Origin of the sequence: Aurantiacibacter gilvus (assembly GCF_038289935.1) — a bacterium.
In the GTDB taxonomy this organism is placed as follows: Bacteria; Pseudomonadota; Alphaproteobacteria; order Sphingomonadales; family Sphingomonadaceae; genus Alteraurantiacibacter; species Alteraurantiacibacter gilvus.
This window is the reverse complement of sequence record NZ_JBBYHV010000001.1, coordinates 1,665,629-1,679,888: the sequence shown is the minus strand read 5'-3', so window position 1 is coordinate 1,679,888 and position 14,260 is coordinate 1,665,629. Positions and strand designations below refer to the sequence as shown.

General features: G+C 63.0%; 15 protein-coding genes. 5 read left to right on the top strand and 10 right to left on the bottom strand.

Annotation, left to right across the window (positions count from 1 at the left end; translation table 11 throughout):
• Positions 1–49: 49 nt before the first annotated feature.
• A complete protein-coding gene (locus tag AAEO60_RS08295; RefSeq protein ID WP_341673181.1) occupies positions 50–1,606 on the bottom strand; it encodes an anti-phage dCTP deaminase in 1,557 nt (518 codons plus the stop codon).
• A complete protein-coding gene (locus AAEO60_RS08290) occupies positions 1,599–2,264 on the bottom strand; it encodes a hypothetical protein (protein ID WP_341673180.1) in 666 nt (221 codons plus the stop codon). The genes AAEO60_RS08295 and AAEO60_RS08290 overlap by 8 nt, the downstream gene beginning before the upstream one ends.
• Before the next feature lie 133 nt (positions 2,265–2,397).
• Here AAEO60_RS08290 and AAEO60_RS08285 point away from each other — a divergent pair, with 133 nt between their 5' ends.
• The 4 genes from AAEO60_RS08285 to AAEO60_RS08270 all read left to right on the top strand — a co-directional run bounded on the left by AAEO60_RS08285 (position 2,398) and on the right by AAEO60_RS08270 (position 5,568).
• Entirely contained in the window at positions 2,398–3,423 is a 1,026-nt protein-coding gene (locus AAEO60_RS08285; protein ID WP_341673179.1) for a hypothetical protein, read from the top strand.
• Positions 3,424–3,502: 79 nt separating this feature from the next.
• The gene (locus AAEO60_RS08280) at positions 3,503–3,946 is read left to right on the top strand and encodes a CHRD domain-containing protein (protein WP_341673178.1); all 444 of its coding nucleotides are present in this window, start codon (positions 3,503–3,505) and stop codon (positions 3,944–3,946) included.
• A 61-nt stretch (positions 3,947–4,007) separates the two neighbouring features.
• A complete protein-coding gene (locus AAEO60_RS08275) occupies positions 4,008–4,805 on the top strand; it encodes a sulfotransferase (RefSeq protein WP_341673177.1) in 798 nt (265 codons plus the stop codon).
• Between the two features lie 106 nt (positions 4,806–4,911).
• Positions 4,912–5,568 carry a putative 2OG-Fe(II) oxygenase gene (locus AAEO60_RS08270; protein ID WP_341673176.1) on the top strand — a complete coding sequence of 219 codons (657 nt, stop codon included), beginning with the start codon at positions 4,912–4,914 and terminating at the stop codon, positions 5,566–5,568.
• 8 nt (positions 5,569–5,576) lie between these two features.
• Here AAEO60_RS08270 and AAEO60_RS08265 read toward each other — a convergent pair whose 3' ends face one another.
• The 6 genes from AAEO60_RS08265 to AAEO60_RS08240 all read right to left on the bottom strand — a co-directional run bounded on the left by AAEO60_RS08265 (position 5,577) and on the right by AAEO60_RS08240 (position 10,895).
• Positions 5,577–5,858 carry a hypothetical protein gene (locus tag AAEO60_RS08265; RefSeq protein ID WP_341673175.1) on the bottom strand — a complete coding sequence of 94 codons (282 nt, stop codon included), beginning with the start codon at positions 5,856–5,858 and terminating at the stop codon, positions 5,577–5,579.
• A gap of 79 nt (positions 5,859–5,937) precedes the next feature.
• Entirely contained in the window at positions 5,938–6,171 is a 234-nt protein-coding gene (locus AAEO60_RS08260) for a hypothetical protein (RefSeq protein WP_341673174.1), read from the bottom strand.
• A 119-nt stretch (positions 6,172–6,290) separates the two neighbouring features.
• Positions 6,291–6,884 (bottom strand): septal ring lytic transglycosylase RlpA family protein, encoded by a 594-nt coding sequence (locus AAEO60_RS08255; protein WP_341673173.1) that lies wholly within the window; start codon positions 6,882–6,884, stop codon positions 6,291–6,293.
• 801 nt (positions 6,885–7,685) lie between these two features.
• Positions 7,686–8,900, bottom strand: a complete 1,215-nt coding sequence (locus tag AAEO60_RS08250; RefSeq protein WP_341673172.1) for an argininosuccinate synthase — start codon at positions 8,898–8,900, stop codon at positions 7,686–7,688.
• Between the two features lie 78 nt (positions 8,901–8,978).
• Positions 8,979–9,527, bottom strand: a complete 549-nt coding sequence (locus AAEO60_RS08245) for a hypothetical protein (RefSeq protein WP_341673171.1) — start codon at positions 9,525–9,527, stop codon at positions 8,979–8,981.
• 6 nt (positions 9,528–9,533) lie between these two features.
• Entirely contained in the window at positions 9,534–10,895 is a 1,362-nt protein-coding gene (locus tag AAEO60_RS08240; RefSeq protein WP_341673170.1) for an MATE family efflux transporter, read from the bottom strand.
• 80 nt (positions 10,896–10,975) lie between these two features.
• Here AAEO60_RS08240 and lptB point away from each other — a divergent pair, with 80 nt between their 5' ends.
• On the top strand, positions 10,976–11,752 hold the full coding sequence (gene lptB / locus AAEO60_RS08235; protein ID WP_341673169.1) for an LPS export ABC transporter ATP-binding protein: 777 nt from the start codon (positions 10,976–10,978) through the stop codon (positions 11,750–11,752).
• 15 nt (positions 11,753–11,767) lie between these two features.
• On the opposite strand, the gene AAEO60_RS08230 is transcribed toward lptB, so the two are convergent.
• Both AAEO60_RS08230 and AAEO60_RS08225 read right to left on the bottom strand, forming a co-directional pair.
• Entirely contained in the window at positions 11,768–12,991 is a 1,224-nt protein-coding gene (locus AAEO60_RS08230; RefSeq protein ID WP_341673168.1) for a PQQ-dependent sugar dehydrogenase, read from the bottom strand.
• 20 nt (positions 12,992–13,011) lie between these two features.
• The gene (locus AAEO60_RS08225) at positions 13,012–14,259 is read right to left on the bottom strand and encodes a class I SAM-dependent methyltransferase (protein WP_341673167.1); all 1,248 of its coding nucleotides are present in this window, start codon (positions 14,257–14,259) and stop codon (positions 13,012–13,014) included.
• Between the last annotated feature and the right edge of the window lies 1 nt (position 14,260).

Here is a 14,260-nt window from a genome sequence, read left to right as displayed (position 1 = left end):
CGCAATTCTGTTGTGGCGTCGCGCTGTCTTTTTCAGTTCGCGATCGAGTTCATCCTTCCTCATCGAAGCTCTCCTTTACCCACGAATCATAAGCTGCTTTCGCTTTTGGGAGAGTTCCCACAAGTGCCTTCACTGCTGTAGTCTCTAGGCGGGGTCTTTCCACAGTCAGAGATGCATCTGTCGGTACCGCGCTTTGTGGCTCCCACACGGTTAGGATACCGCGATTGTCCTTTCGCTTTTTGTGCCGAAACGCTCGCTGAAAGAGTACAGGGCTTACCCCGTGGAAAGGTCGGAATCGCACGCGCTTAGGTTGGGCGGTGGTAGGAGTAGAGGCCTTTTCGTCTACAAACTCAATTTCGTCACCATAAAGTTTTGCAGTAAGGCTTTTGGGGTACGGCTCAATATAAACGACTTCATGTATTCCAGCAGCAATGATATGCTTGGCGCATAGATGGCATGGAAAAGTTGTACAGTATAGCGACGAGCCCCGTATTGCTTTTCCGGTTGCCGCTGCATCGCAAATCGCATGCATTTCGGCATGCACCACACGACCAAATTCAATTAGGCTTCTAATACGAGCGTCTCTTGCGAGGTGTTTTAAATCCCCCTGCAGCAAGTCGTCGACGAGCTTCGCGTCTCCCTTAGGGTCCTTTTTGGTGTCACCGATGTGCCCGGCCCCGCGAAGGATTTCTACTATCTCTATGAAAGTATTTTGAATTTCTGCGGAGTTTGGGTCAATCTGTTTAACGAAGTCACGATTGTCGTCGATGCCATCCGACGAACCTTGGACAAAGAATCCTCCACCTGGATAAGGAGCTTCATTACATCCGGTACTCAAGACGGAACCATTCTCGTCTATAATTGTGGCTCCAACCTGCCTTGAAAGATCAGCAGATCGGTAGGCGGCACCTTTAGCTACGAACATTGCATATTCGTCTAGCGTAGGTGTGACGAAAGGTTCGGCAAAAATTATTTCGACCAATCGCTTTATTTGGGTGGTTAAATCTCTTTTTCCGTTCACGAAGAAGTCGGCTTTGGGAAATGCGTCCCTTACATTTTGAGATTTCTCACCTTGGCTCTTTTCATCATCCCTAATGATGTCGACCGCCTTCGTCGCAATCATTGGATTGGGTGGTTGATGCTGGTCGCGAGCAATCTTGATTTCAATGTTGTTCTGGCGAGTTTTCTTAGGAAGGTGTACTGAAACAGTATAGTAATTTCTAACATATACTTTATCAAACAAGTCTATTTCATCTGGATGCTTGAATGAGTCAATTATGAAGGCTCGGGACTGACCCGTCTTTTGTTTTCCTCTCTCGCTTATTATTGCTTGCATTGCGAGAGCTGCCACACCGCTACCATCTTGGGAGTTTTCTCGAATCGTATCCCCAGCTTTCATGTGGTGTTTGATACGCTCGTGCTCATCCACGAGATCGGGAATATCGATGGCAGCCTTAATAAGGTCGCTCAACTTCACGTGGACAACGCTGTAACCAACAACCAGAAGTTGCGAGCGGAGTTCGCGAATGACAGCTTTGAGGTCTGTACCGGCTGCGCCGACTAAACCGATATAAATGTCAGGCCGTGGTGGTTTGTCTTCACTCATACTCGCTCCACAAACTCTCCCAATCGCTTATTAGGAATTGATACTTTTCAATGAATTCATGCCGTTCGTTGCCTGTGAATTCAAGACCCGCGAATGAAAAGCTTCTGCCGCGCATCACATCCAGTACGCGAATGCACTCGTCATCAATTCCAAGATTCGCCTCCTTTATTGCCCAAAGGGCAAGTCGCGCCCCTTCTTCCGACAGTTCCGGGTTTGGTGAAAAATACGGATAGACAAAGTGAAGGTCGCCCTCCGATCCACGCAACGCCAAGAAGTTCTCAATCTTGACTGCCGCACCGAGTTCTTCGAAGTACAAAGCACCTTTCGGCGATGGAATTTCTTCAAATGGCTCATTTGTCCATCTTCGACGCTCGTTCCACCAGAGCAGAAAGCCGTCTCGTAGCCTCGGATAAAGGTTCTCCCGGCGTTCGTTAGATTCTATCCTACTATCGACGGATCTAAATAGGTCGGTGTGATTGGCAGTATGATCTTTCGCGTCCCGCCAGAAAGGGACGTAAAAGTCTCCACCGCCTGTCTCATACCCGGCGGCTTTCGCTATCTCACTTCGAATGTCACCTCGGAGGAGTGAAACCTTCAAATTCTCCGGAGCGAAGAACATTCGGATGAGTTTCCGTAGGTTTATCTTGTAGATCGACATGCTGTTGGCACTTTAGCACAGATTAAGAGAAATGAAACATTTCATGAACTCTCGATGCTTGAGGATCTTCCCTACACCCCCCAATCTATGCCTCCCTGCGCGGTTCTCGCAATCACACAGGCACACCCTCGGCATGACCTCCATCTCCACGCTCTCGCCACTCCAGGCAGCCCAGCTCGATCCCGGCGACTTTCCCGATCCTGACGATCCCGGCACCTACCGCTCCGCCGCGCGGCGGCAGGTGGCGCTGACGCCCGCGCGGATGGCGGACTTCCTTGAAAGCCTGCAGGTGCTTGGCAATGTCTCCATCGCCTGTCGGCGCGCGGGCGTGGCGCGGCAGACGGCTTACCGGGCGCGGCGGCGCTCGGCGGGGTTTGCGCGGGCATGGGATGCGGCGCTGGTCGCGGCGCGGACGGTCGCCGAGGCGGAGCTGGCCGAGCGGGCGCTCAACGGGGTGGAGGAGGCGGTCTTCTATCACGGCGAGGAGGTCGCGCGGCGGCGGCGCTACGATTCCCGCCTGCTGCTGGCGCACCTCGCACGGCTCGACAAGGCGGCCGAGCGGCTCGACGTCGCGGCCACGCTGCATATGCTCGACGACCAGATCGATGCCCTGCGTGCTCTGGGCGAGGCTGCGGGGGAAGGGGAGGACGCGCTGCCGGCCAAGGTCGACGCTCCCGCCCTGCGTCAGGCGCAGGACGAGCGCGACCTGGTGCGCGATCCGGCGGCATTTGCGGAGCGGCAGGCGGAGCGCGCTGCCCCTGTCCCTGCCTCTGCCGCGCCGGTGGTCGACAATTCCCCCCAGGACACTGTCACACCTGTCACACCTTGCCCCGCCAATCCCTGCCCCGACTGCGATGGCTTCTGCCTCGACGCGGCTGCCGATCCGGCGGTCGCGCTGGGCGAGGAGGACTGCATGTGGCTGGGCAACCGGCTCGACCGCATGGACGCCGCGCGCCCGCCCGGCGCCCCCGAACCGCACCAGCTGCCCGGCGGCGATCCCGACGGCGCGCTGGAGATGGTCCAGCTACGGGCCTTCGAGGACGGCATCGAACACTGGTGGGAGGTGACGCTCCCCCACGACGCGGAGGAGCCCGCGTACGCGCGCCGGGAGGACGCGGCGCGCGCAGCGACAGGGGGTGCCGCTTCACCTGCGTGGTGATTCGCGCTATCCTCGGCCCATTGCGGTCTGCCAGGGCCGGGCATACGGCGCGGCATCCCGCAACAGTGGGAGAGGTGTCATGCAGCGAGTACCGGCATTCGTGCCGTTTGCCCTCGCCATGGCCGCCGTGACGGGCCTTGCGCCCGCCACCCCGGCACTGGCGCAGGACTATGCCATCATCGGGCTCAGCCTGTTCGACGACCTGGTGCCCGGCGGCGGCGCCGAGGGGGCGGACGCGGACTTCAACGCCGAGTTCGACTTCGTCGAGGGGCAGGTCTGCTACTACCTGGAGATCAACGGCCTGCCCGACGCCGACGGCGCGGCGATCCACCGCGGGCGCGAGGACGGCACCGGGGCGGAGATGGTGGCCCTGCCGCTGCCCGATCCGCCCGACGACGAGGTCTGCCTGGCGGTCGACGCCAGCCTGCTGCGGCGCATGTCCGACCGGCGCGAGGACTACTACGTGATGGTGCGCACGCCGGACTTCCCCGAGGGGGCGATCCGCGCGCAGCTGTCGCACTGACACGGCTGGCATTGCGCGGCGCGGGCGGCTAGCCTTGCCGGGTGACGGCAGGGGATAGTGCGTGACAGACAAGGTGTTCATCGTCGGGCCGCTGCGCACCGGCTCCTCGCTGACGGCGCGCTGCCTCGACGACCATCCGCGCGCGATCTGCCTGTGCGAAAGCGAGATCAGCCACGCGCTGTTCCGCCCCTACAAGGTGCGGCTGCACTTCGACCGGATGCAGGCCCACGGCCTCGGCCCGCGCGAGATCGTCGGCCTGCTTGACGGCAAGCGGCAGGAGTCGGTGGAGGACCTGCTGCGCTGGTACGACGACGCGCTGCCGATCCTGAAGGGGCGGCTGGGCAAGCCCGATCCGCTGGTGCTTGCCGACAAGAGCCCCGATCTCGACTTCGCGCCCGCCACCGTGGCGCCGATCGCCGGGCGGTACCGCCTCATCTACACCGTGCGCGATCCGCGCGCCGTGCTGCGCTCGATCTGGCGCGACGACCAGACCGCCGACCAGAAGCTCGGTCGCTGGCGCGCCTTCAAGCGCAACATCACCTCGTGGCAGCCCTATTGGGATGCGCCGAACCTGCTCGTCTCGCGCTACGAGGACCTCGTGCGCACGCCCGAGGCCGCCATGCGCGCGCTCTATGCCCACTGCGGGCTGGAGTACTCGGAACGGTTCATGGAGGGCTTCGAACGGCTCTTCCCGCGCCGCTTCCTGTGGAAGACCGCGATCGACTGGGAAAGCGGCGTGCGCCGCCAGTTCGATCCCGCCAAGGCCGAGGTGCGCGACGACGAGCTGGGCGAGACCGAACAGGCGCTGCTGGCGGACGACATGCGGGTGGCCGAGTTCCGCGAGCGGTTCGGGTACTGAGCGGTTCGGGAGCAGTTGCGGGAAAGCTAATGTAAGGTCTTGCCTACAGCCGGCTGTCGTGTCTAGCTTGTGACATAACCAGCAACAGGACCGGGACTTCCTGCCAATGGCCACTGCCTCCACCGCCGCCCGTCAGGGCGCCGCCGCCGCGCGCGACTTCACCGTAAAGCCGCTGTTCGCCGAGCCCTACTTCGTCACCAACATCAAGGACGCGATCAGTCCGAAGCAGGTGAAGTTCATCAAGGCGCTCAAGATGAACGCCAACCAGGTGAACCAGATTTCCGAAGACCTCTACCTGTTTGAGCGCCCCGAGATGCGTTCCATCGCCGAGGCGGTCGACGCCGCGCTGCAGACCTTCGCGCTGGAAGTGATGGGCATCCACCAGCGGCTGGAAGTGACCCAGAGCTGGTCGCTCAAGAACCCACCGGGAGTGGGCATGCACGGTCACAGCCATTCGAACTCGCTGGTGTCCGGCTCGCTCTACTACGCACCGCTGCCCGATCCGCCTGGCAACATGATCTTCGAGCGTTACAATGAATACCGCCAGCTGGAACTGGCTGTCGATCAGGGCAAGACCAACATCTACAACGCCCCGCGCAATGCCGTCATTCCGAAGGAAGGGGATCTGGTGCTCTTCTCGAGCGCGCTCCAGCACTACGTGGAGACCAACAATTCCAGCCAGGATCGCCACTCGATTGCCTTCAATTCCTTCGTTCGCGGGAAGATCGGATCCTTCCGCGATGTCAGCGAACTGAAGTTGTAGGCAAGGGCTCAGCGGCGTGTGTGCCGTTCGACCAGGTCTTTCGATGCCTTGAGGCCAAGTCCGCTGGCGAGCCGGATGTGGCGGATGGCCTCGATCCTGTTGCCGCGTTCCAGCGCCTCGGCGACCTCGGGCAAGGCCAACAGCGCCGCCTCGTCGACCGTGCGGGCCGGTGGAGCATCACGGCGTTGCCGCGAGATCATGTCGTCCGCGCTGCCCTTGCGGATCAGCGCGCCGGCCAGCAGCACGATGACGGCGACCATGCCGACGAGCAACCATAGGGGTACGAACATGGTCTCTCCCATTGATCAGGCGCGTTGGGGCTGTCCTACACCATCGCGTCGGTGGAAGGGAGGGTGGGTGCCGTGGCTGTCACTCGGCGAGGAAGGCGTCGTCGGCGATACCCTGCGGCCGGACATTGCCGCCGGGAACCGAGTAGAGCGTGAAGGTCAGCACCTCGTAGATGTAGCCTTCACCGCGCTCGTCGTTGACGTATTGCTCGCGGAAGGTCTCCGGATCGGGGAGGATCTCGTAGACATCCTCGATCTGTTCGGCGCTCGCATCGCGCGGCACGCCCAGTACGTCATAGAGATTTGCCGTTGCCATCGGCGCGCCCCCGATTTGTGCACCCCACTTTGGTCTTAGCCGCACGGAACGTCTGCGCAAGCGTGTTTGCAGCGCTACACAGGCATGTTCGTGAGGGGGCGGCGGGAGGCCCGCGGTCCTCAGCTTGCAAGCAGTTCGAGCTCTACCCTGCCGTGGCCGGAGCGGACGATGTCGATCTCTTCGGCGGCAGCGCGCGAAAGGTCGATCGCGCGGCCACGCACGAAGGGACCCCGATCGTTGATGCGTACCACGACCGAGCGGCCGTTGCGGGGATTGGTAACGCGGACGAGGCTACCGAAGGGCAGGGTGCGATGCGCGGCGGTGAGTTCGTGCATGTCGAAGCTCTCGCCGTTGGCCGTGCGGCGACCGTGGAAACGGCGGCCATAGTAGCTGGCGACACCACTTCCGAGCGGCGTGGCCGTGGGCGGTGCCGGCTCGATGGTTGTAATGTCGACCGCGTGGCCGGGCAGTTCCGGCTCCGCCGGTTCGTCGATGTGGGCGAATGCCTCCTCGAAGGTGACTTCCTCGCTGGGGACGAAGGTCGGCTGGTCAGAAGCCGGCTGGTCAGGGTTCGCACTGGTTTCCAGCGACGAAGAAAGGTTCGCAGCATCGTCCTGTTGTGCATGGCCCGAACCGGTCGTCCCGAACAGGACGAGGGCTGCAACCGGAGCCAGCCAGCGCCGCAAGGCGCGCGGAAGATCATTGCTGATCATGCGAAACACATACGCCGGAGGGGCGCAAGAATCCATTTTCGGCTGTGGAAACGGGCGCAGGCGCAGGGCTAATTGGCGCGAAACGGGCGGAATCCGCGACGAAATGCTACGGCAGGAAGGCGGATTGGGGAACCTTGGCGCGTCCCAAAGAGAAATGGGGCCGGCATTGCTGCCGACCCCACTCTCACCGGCGGTGGGCTCTCGAAAGAACGCTTATCGCCTGGCGTGTCTCCGGTTGTCCGTTGCCCGAAGGCCCGGTTTCATCCGGATATGTCGCCCGGCGCTCGCGCCGGTGCCGGACTGGTGCCTTGGTCATCAGGGGGGTCCGAAGACCAGTCCTGCTGGACCTGGCGGCCTGTCCGCTGGTCGAAGCTGTCTTCCTGGCGTCTCAAGCGGCTCCACCTGCAGCAAGCTGCACGCTTTACCATCGACACCGGGCTGCAACACTCCGGCCACCGATCACATTCTTTCCCGGTTTCATCGGTCCGTTCCGTCTTTCCCCGAAGGTTCCGACTTCGCTTTCCTCCACCGTGACGTCCTGTCACCGCGTCGAGCTCGCTTCGGTTTCCGTTTCGCTGTCTCGGCAGGCGATCCAGCGTTGCGATCCGTCTTCGCTCTCGATGTCTAGAGAATGCGCGGAACGACCGAGTCGGGCAAGGGCGCAAGCGTGCACTTATCCACTTTTGGCGCAATTGCCAGTGGACAAGGGTGGATAAGTCAACGTCTCGTCGTAACGTGCGAAATTATCCCGCGATTCCTCGCAGGTGCAGCACGAAAATCACATATTTTCGGGTGTTCTTGCTACTTGTCGCGTTGGGCCAGCAGGCGAAGGCGCAGGGCGTTGAGCTTGATGAAGCCTGCCGCATCGGCCTGGTCGTAGGCGCCGGCGTCGTCCTCGAAGGTAACGTGGGCTTCCGAATAGAGCGAGTTGGGCGACTTGCGGCCGACCACGCTTGCCTGACCCTTGTACAGCTTCAGCCGCACGGTGCCGCTGACCTTCTCCTGGCTGTGGTCGATCGCCGCCTGCAGCATCTCGCGCTCGGGCGCGAACCAGAAGCCGTTGTAGATGAGTTCCGCATACTTCGGCATCAGCTCGTCCTTGAGGTGGGCCGCGCCGCGATCGAGCGTGATCTGTTCGATGCCGCGGTGCGCGCGGGCGTAGATCTCGCCGCCGGGCGTCTCGTACATGCCGCGGCTCTTCATGCCGACAAAGCGGTTCTCGACCAGGTCGAGACGGCCGATGCCGTGCTTGCGGCCCAGGTCATTGAGCGCGGTCAGCAAGGTGGCCGGGCTCATCGCCTCGCCGTTCAGGGCAACGCCGTCGCCCTTGTCGAAGTCGACGGTGATGTATTCGGGCGTGTCGGGCGCGTCTTCCGGATGGTCGGTGCGCGAATAGACGTAGTCAGGGGTCTCTTCCCACGGGTCTTCCAGCACCTTGCCCTCGGACGAGGTGTGCAGGAGGTTGGCGTCGGTGGAAAAGGGGCTCTCCCCGCGCTTGTCCTTGGGGACCTGGATCTGGTGCTTCTCGGCCCAGTCGATCAGCGCGGTGCGGCTGGTGAGGTCCCACTCACGCCACGGAGCGATTACCTTGATGTCCGGCGCGAGGGCATAGGCCGACAGTTCGAAACGCACCTGGTCGTTGCCCTTGCCGGTGGCGCCATGGGCAATGGCATCGGCGCCGGTCTCGCGGGCGATCTCGACAAGGCGCTTGGAGATCAGCGGGCGGGCGATGGAGGTGCCGAGCAGGTAGTCGCCTTCGTAACGGGCGTTGGCGCGCATCATCGGGAAGACGAAATCGCGCACGAATTCCTCGCGCAGGTCTTCGATGAAGATGTGCTTGTCGGGAATGCCCATGGCCTGCGCCTTGGCGCGGGCGGGTTCGATTTCCTCGCCCTGGCCGAGGTCGGCAGTGAAGGTCACGACTTCAAGGCCGCGTTCCTTCATCAGCCACTTGGCGATCACGCTGGTATCGAGGCCGCCCGAATAGGCGAGGACGACACGCTTCATTTCCGACATCGAATGTTCCCGTTGGCAGTTGCGGCGCGGCGGTTAGCAGCGCGGCGGCCTTACCGCAATCGCCCTGGGAATATTGGTTCAGGGGATTTCGCTGGCACCAAGGCGCGGATTGTTGCGCGTGACATAGTTGAGCCAGGCCTTGGGGCGGCGGATGAAGTCTTCCGGCACTTCGGCCTGCAGCCCCACCAGTTCGGCGATGCGCGCGACGAAGTGGATGCAGTTGTTGCTGTCGAGATTGTAGTAGGGCCCCGGATAGTCACGCCAGGCGATCACCTCGGCGAGCAGGCGGCGGTACTGCCTGTCGCTGACCGTGACAGAGAAGTGCCGGTTGGACTCGCCAATGGTGCGCTGGGTCTCTGTCAGGATCATGTGCGCGGCATCGCCGGAAGTGATCGCTTCGGCGGAATTGCGGGCCGAGAAGCCGTAGTTCTGGTTTACGCGGGTGCCGTCCGCCAGCGTGCCGTCGAACACCACGAAGGTGTGCGGATAGCGCCCCCAGAGCACCGATCCGTTGAATGAATGGAAGTGTACCTGCACGGCGGCCTGTGCCGAGGTCGCCACGCCAAGGCTGGCGAGGGCGAGCAGGAGGGCGGTGACAAGGCGGGTCAGCAGGCGGGAGGCAATCATGTACGGTCAGCTCTCGTCTTGGTTCGCATGTAGTTCCAGCTCTTTGAGCAAGCCCGGAAAATAAACTGCAAGGCCGCCTGCGCGCAACAGGTAGCTGGCGCTCATGGCGATCCAGACGCCCCAATTGTCGTAGGGCCGCAGGGCGAGATCGAGCAGGATGTAGAGCACGGTGGCCATGACGCCCGCATTGCGCAGTGCCTTGCCGCGCGTTGCCCCGATGAAGACGCCGTCGAGCATCCAGCTGGGCATGCCCAGCAGCGGGATCAGCGCGGCGAAGGGCAGGAATGTGCGGGCAATCCCGCGCACCTCCGCATCGGTGGTGAGCAGGTCGATCAGCGGGCCGCCTGCCAGCAGGAAGGCGAGCGCCAGCAGCGCGCCGCTGGCGAGAGAGAACTCGCCGGTCATCCGGATCGCGCGCAGGAAGCGGGCGCGGTCGCGCTGGCCCACGGCGCTGCCCACGCGCTCCTCCGCGGTGAAGGCGAAGGCATCGAGGATGAAGGCGGCAAAACTGACGAATTGCAGCAGTACGTGGTTGGCGGCGAGCGCCGTTGCCCCTTGCCGCGCGCCGGCATTGGCAAACCAGGTGAACAGGATCAGCAGGGCAATGGTGCGGATCATGATGTCGCGGTTGACCGCGAACAGCTTGGCGAGGCGGGCGCGGTTGGCCAGCAGGTCGCGCGGGGTGCGGGCAAACATGGCGAGGACACTGGCTCCGGCGACGCGGCCGACCAGCAGCAGGCCCAGCACCAGCGCGGTGATCTCCGCGCAGGCCGTGCCCAGGCCGACACCGAAGGCGCCGAAGCCGAGGCCCCAGACGAACCACACGTCGAGCGCGATGTTCGCCACATTCATCACGATCTGCAGCGCCAGCGCCTCGCGTGTGCGGCCAAGGCCAAGCAGCCAGCCGTTGACAGCATAGACTGCCAGTGCGGCAGGCGCGCCGATGAAGCGGCCTTGCATGTAGCCGCTCGCCTCCGCGTCGACGGCGGGCGTGCCGGACAGGACCGCCAAGGCTGCTTCCCGGATCGGCCAGCTGATCGCCAGCAGGACGAGGCCGAGGGCGAACCCCAGCGCCAGCGCGCGCAGCAGCAGCGCCTCGACCTCGGAGCGCTGGCCAGACCCGTGCGCCTGTGCGGTCAGCCCGGTCATCCCCATGCGCAGGAAGCCGAAGGTCCAGAACACGAGGGAGATGATCGTCGCCCCGAGCGCAACGCCCGCCAGCGCCACGGCGTCGCCCGTCCGCCCGATCACGGCGGTATCGACAATGCCGACAAGCGGGATCGAGGCCTGCCCAAGCATGATCGGCCACGCCTGCGCGAAGATCGAGCGGCGGGTGAGGGGAAGGGCGGTCGGGGGAGCCTTGGTCACGCCGCGCTGTGATGCGGAAAGGCGGCAAAAGCAAGTTCTTGCCTAGAGTTGCGCTTACCAAGGCCTTAGAATGCAAGCAGATGTCCGAACGCGCGAATCCCCTGCCAGGCTCCAGCGCCCCGCCGCCGTTCCTGGAAGTGGTCGAGATTTCCAAGTCGTTCGGCCACCGACCCGTGCTCGATTGCCTGTCGCTGACCGTCGGCAAGGGCGAGGTTGTCGGCCTGTTCGGGAGTGACGGGGCCGGCAAGTCGACCTGCTTCTACTGCATCCTCGGCTTGTTGAAGCCCGACAGCGGCCGGATCGAGCTGGGTGGAACGGACATTACCCGCTTGCCCTTCTACCGGCGCGCCATCCTTGGCCTTGGTTACTTGCCCGAACAGACGTCGATCTTTCGCGGGCTGACGGTGGAACAGAACATTTCCGCCATGCTGGAACTGGGCGAGCCCGATGCCGAGATCCGCCGGGCGCGGATGGAGGAATTGCTCGAAGCGCTCGACCTCCGGCACCTGCGCTCTGCTTCGGCCATGTCGCTTTCGGGAGGTGAACGGCGGCGCTGCGAAGTGGCGCGGGCACTGGCGCTCGAACCGCAGATCATGGTGCTGGACGAGCCCTTTGCGGGCATCGATCCGCTCACCATTGCCAGCATCAAGGAGATGATCGGCGAGATGCGGCGACGCGGGATCGGCATCCTGCTCACCGACCAGAACGTGCCCGAGGCCATCAGCGTGGTCGACCGGACCTATGTCATCGACCAGGGCGTGAAGGTGTTCGAAGGCTCGCCGCGCGCCATGCTGCACGATCCGATGGTGATCGAACGATACCTGGGCGAGGAGGAAAACTATCCCGCCCCCGGCTGATCGGTGGTCCGGGCGCTAGTCCAGTTCCGCGGGCGAAATCCGCAGCACCGCGTGGGTCGGTCCGTCGCTGAGCACGTAGATGTTGCCGTCCGGTCCTTGTACGACGTCGCGCACGCGGTGGTGAAGCGGTTGGAGCAGGGCCTCGCGGCGCAATTCGCCGAAGTCTTCGTTAAAGACCACGCGTTGCAGGCTGCCGGTGTGGTTGATCTCGCCCCAGCGCGCGGAGCCGATGAACAGGTTGCCCTGCCATGCGGGGAACTGGTCGCCGGTGTAGAACAGCAGGCCCGATGGCGCGATCGAGGGAAGCCAGACCACGCGCGGCTCCACCGTATCCGGACCGAAAGGCAGGGCGGCCGCATCGCTGCCGTCGTATTCGCGGCCGAAGGAGTAGACTGGCCAGCCATAGTTGCCGCCCGGCTCGATCAGGTTGGCCTCGTCGCCGCCGTTGGGACCGTGTTCGACGCTCCATGCCTGCCCCGTTTCCGGGTGCACGGTCAGCCCGTGCTGGTCGCGGTGGCCATAAGTGTAGATCGCCGGGTTTGCTCCAACCTGCCCGACGAAGGGATTATCTGCAGGTATCGAACCATCGGCATTGAGCCGCAGCACCTTGCCGTAGACGTTCGACAAGTCCTGTGCCTCCGGGCCGAAGGGCGCACCGGTCGAGACCCAGACCATTCCGGTCGCGTCCACGTGCACCCGGCTGCCGCCCGCGTAAGAAGCACTGTCGGCTTCGAGCAGCGTCTCCACGTCCGTGACCTGCCCGCCGTCCCAGCGCCCGCGCAGAAGCCGGAACATGCCCTGCGGGCGCTGTGGCTGCTCCTCGCCCGTTGCCGCGGCGGGGGCGTTGAAGGTGAAATAGATCCACCCGTTCTCGGCAAAGTCAGGATGCAGGGCAATGTCCTGCACGCCGAACTGCGCGACGTCGGGACTGGCCTCCGGCACCCCGGCAATCGCGACGGGTTCTAGCACCGGATTGTCGCCCGTCGCCCCGCGCAGCATGCGTAGTCCGACGCCGCGTTCGGTTATCAGCATGTCGCCGTTCGGCAGGAACTCCATGGCAAAAGGCCGGGCAAAGCCCTGCGCCAGCACGGTCACTTCGATCCCGTGCTGCTCTGCCGTGTCATAGACCTGCGGCGTATCCGGCAGGACGGGTGTGGCAATGCCGGGAGGCGGGGCTTGCTGGGCCGCCGCAGGGCTTCCGAGCAACGCGGCTGCTGCCAGCATGATCGCCTTCTTCATTGTTCCCCTCTCCCCGCTGCCTAGCCTGACAGAAGCGTTGACTCGGCTTCCTCGATGTATCCCCGCGTCAGCGGGAGGTTATATCGGTTGCGGCTGTATTGTACCTGGAAGTTGCACAGGCCGCCCCACTCGAAAGTCGATGCCGCCCCCGCGAGATAGAAGGTCCACATGCGGAAAAAGCGCTCGTCAAACATGCCGACGATGGCCTCGCGATGCTCCATGCAGCGATGATACCAGGCGCGCAAAGTCTTGCCGTAATGCACGCGCAGTATTTCAACATCGGTGGCGAGCAGGCGCACTTTCTGGCTCGGCTCCATCATCTCGCTGAGTGCCGGCACATAGCCGCCGGGGAAGATGTACTTGGCCGTGAAGGCATCGGCGCTCGCCGGAGACCCGAAACGCCCGATGGTATGCAACAGCATAACCCCTTCGGGCGTCAGCATACGGGCGCAATTGTTGAAGAAGGTCTCGTACTGCGGCACGCCCACATGCTCGAACATGCCGACCGAGACGATGCGGTCGAAAGTCTCCCCTCGCGAGGCAAGATCGCGGTAATCGACCAGCTCGAAGGCTATCTTGTCTGCGACCCCCGCAGCTTCTGCACGTTCCCGTGCCAAAGCCAGCTGTTCTTTGCTCAACGTGATGCCGGTAACCCGCACACCGGCGCGCTCGGCGAGAAAAATCGCCATGCCGCCCCAGCCGCAGCCGATATCGAGTACATGCATGCCCGGTTCGAGCCGCAGCTTGGCTGCGATATGCGCCAGCTTCGCCTCCTGCGCCTCGCCCAGGGTCATGTCGTCGCGCGACCAGTAGGCGCAGGAATACTGCATGTGCTCGGCATCGAGCATCAGCCGGTACAGCTCGTTGCCGATGTCGTAGTGGTGCGCGACATTGTCTTTCGCGCTGAAGGGATTGTTGACCCGGTCCTTCAAGTAGGAGAGCCTCTTGAACAGCCGCTTCGGGAGCGATTGCTGCCCGAAACTGCCCTTGCTTTCCCACGGCGAGTTGCGGCGCACGAGCTCGATAAGCTCGAGGATGCCGCCGCGCTCAAGGATTATGCGGCCGTCCATATAGGCCTCGGCCACACCCAGCTTCGTGTCGAGCGCGATATCGCGCACAACCTTGCTGTCTGCCAGTCGAATGGCGACATCGGGATAATCGGGGTGCGGCGCGCCGAAAGTCTCCGTTCGCCCGTCATGGTAGGTGAGCTGCAACGTGCCGTGCTTGATTGCCTTGCCAATCAGGCGGTCGACCAGTCCCTTGCTCACC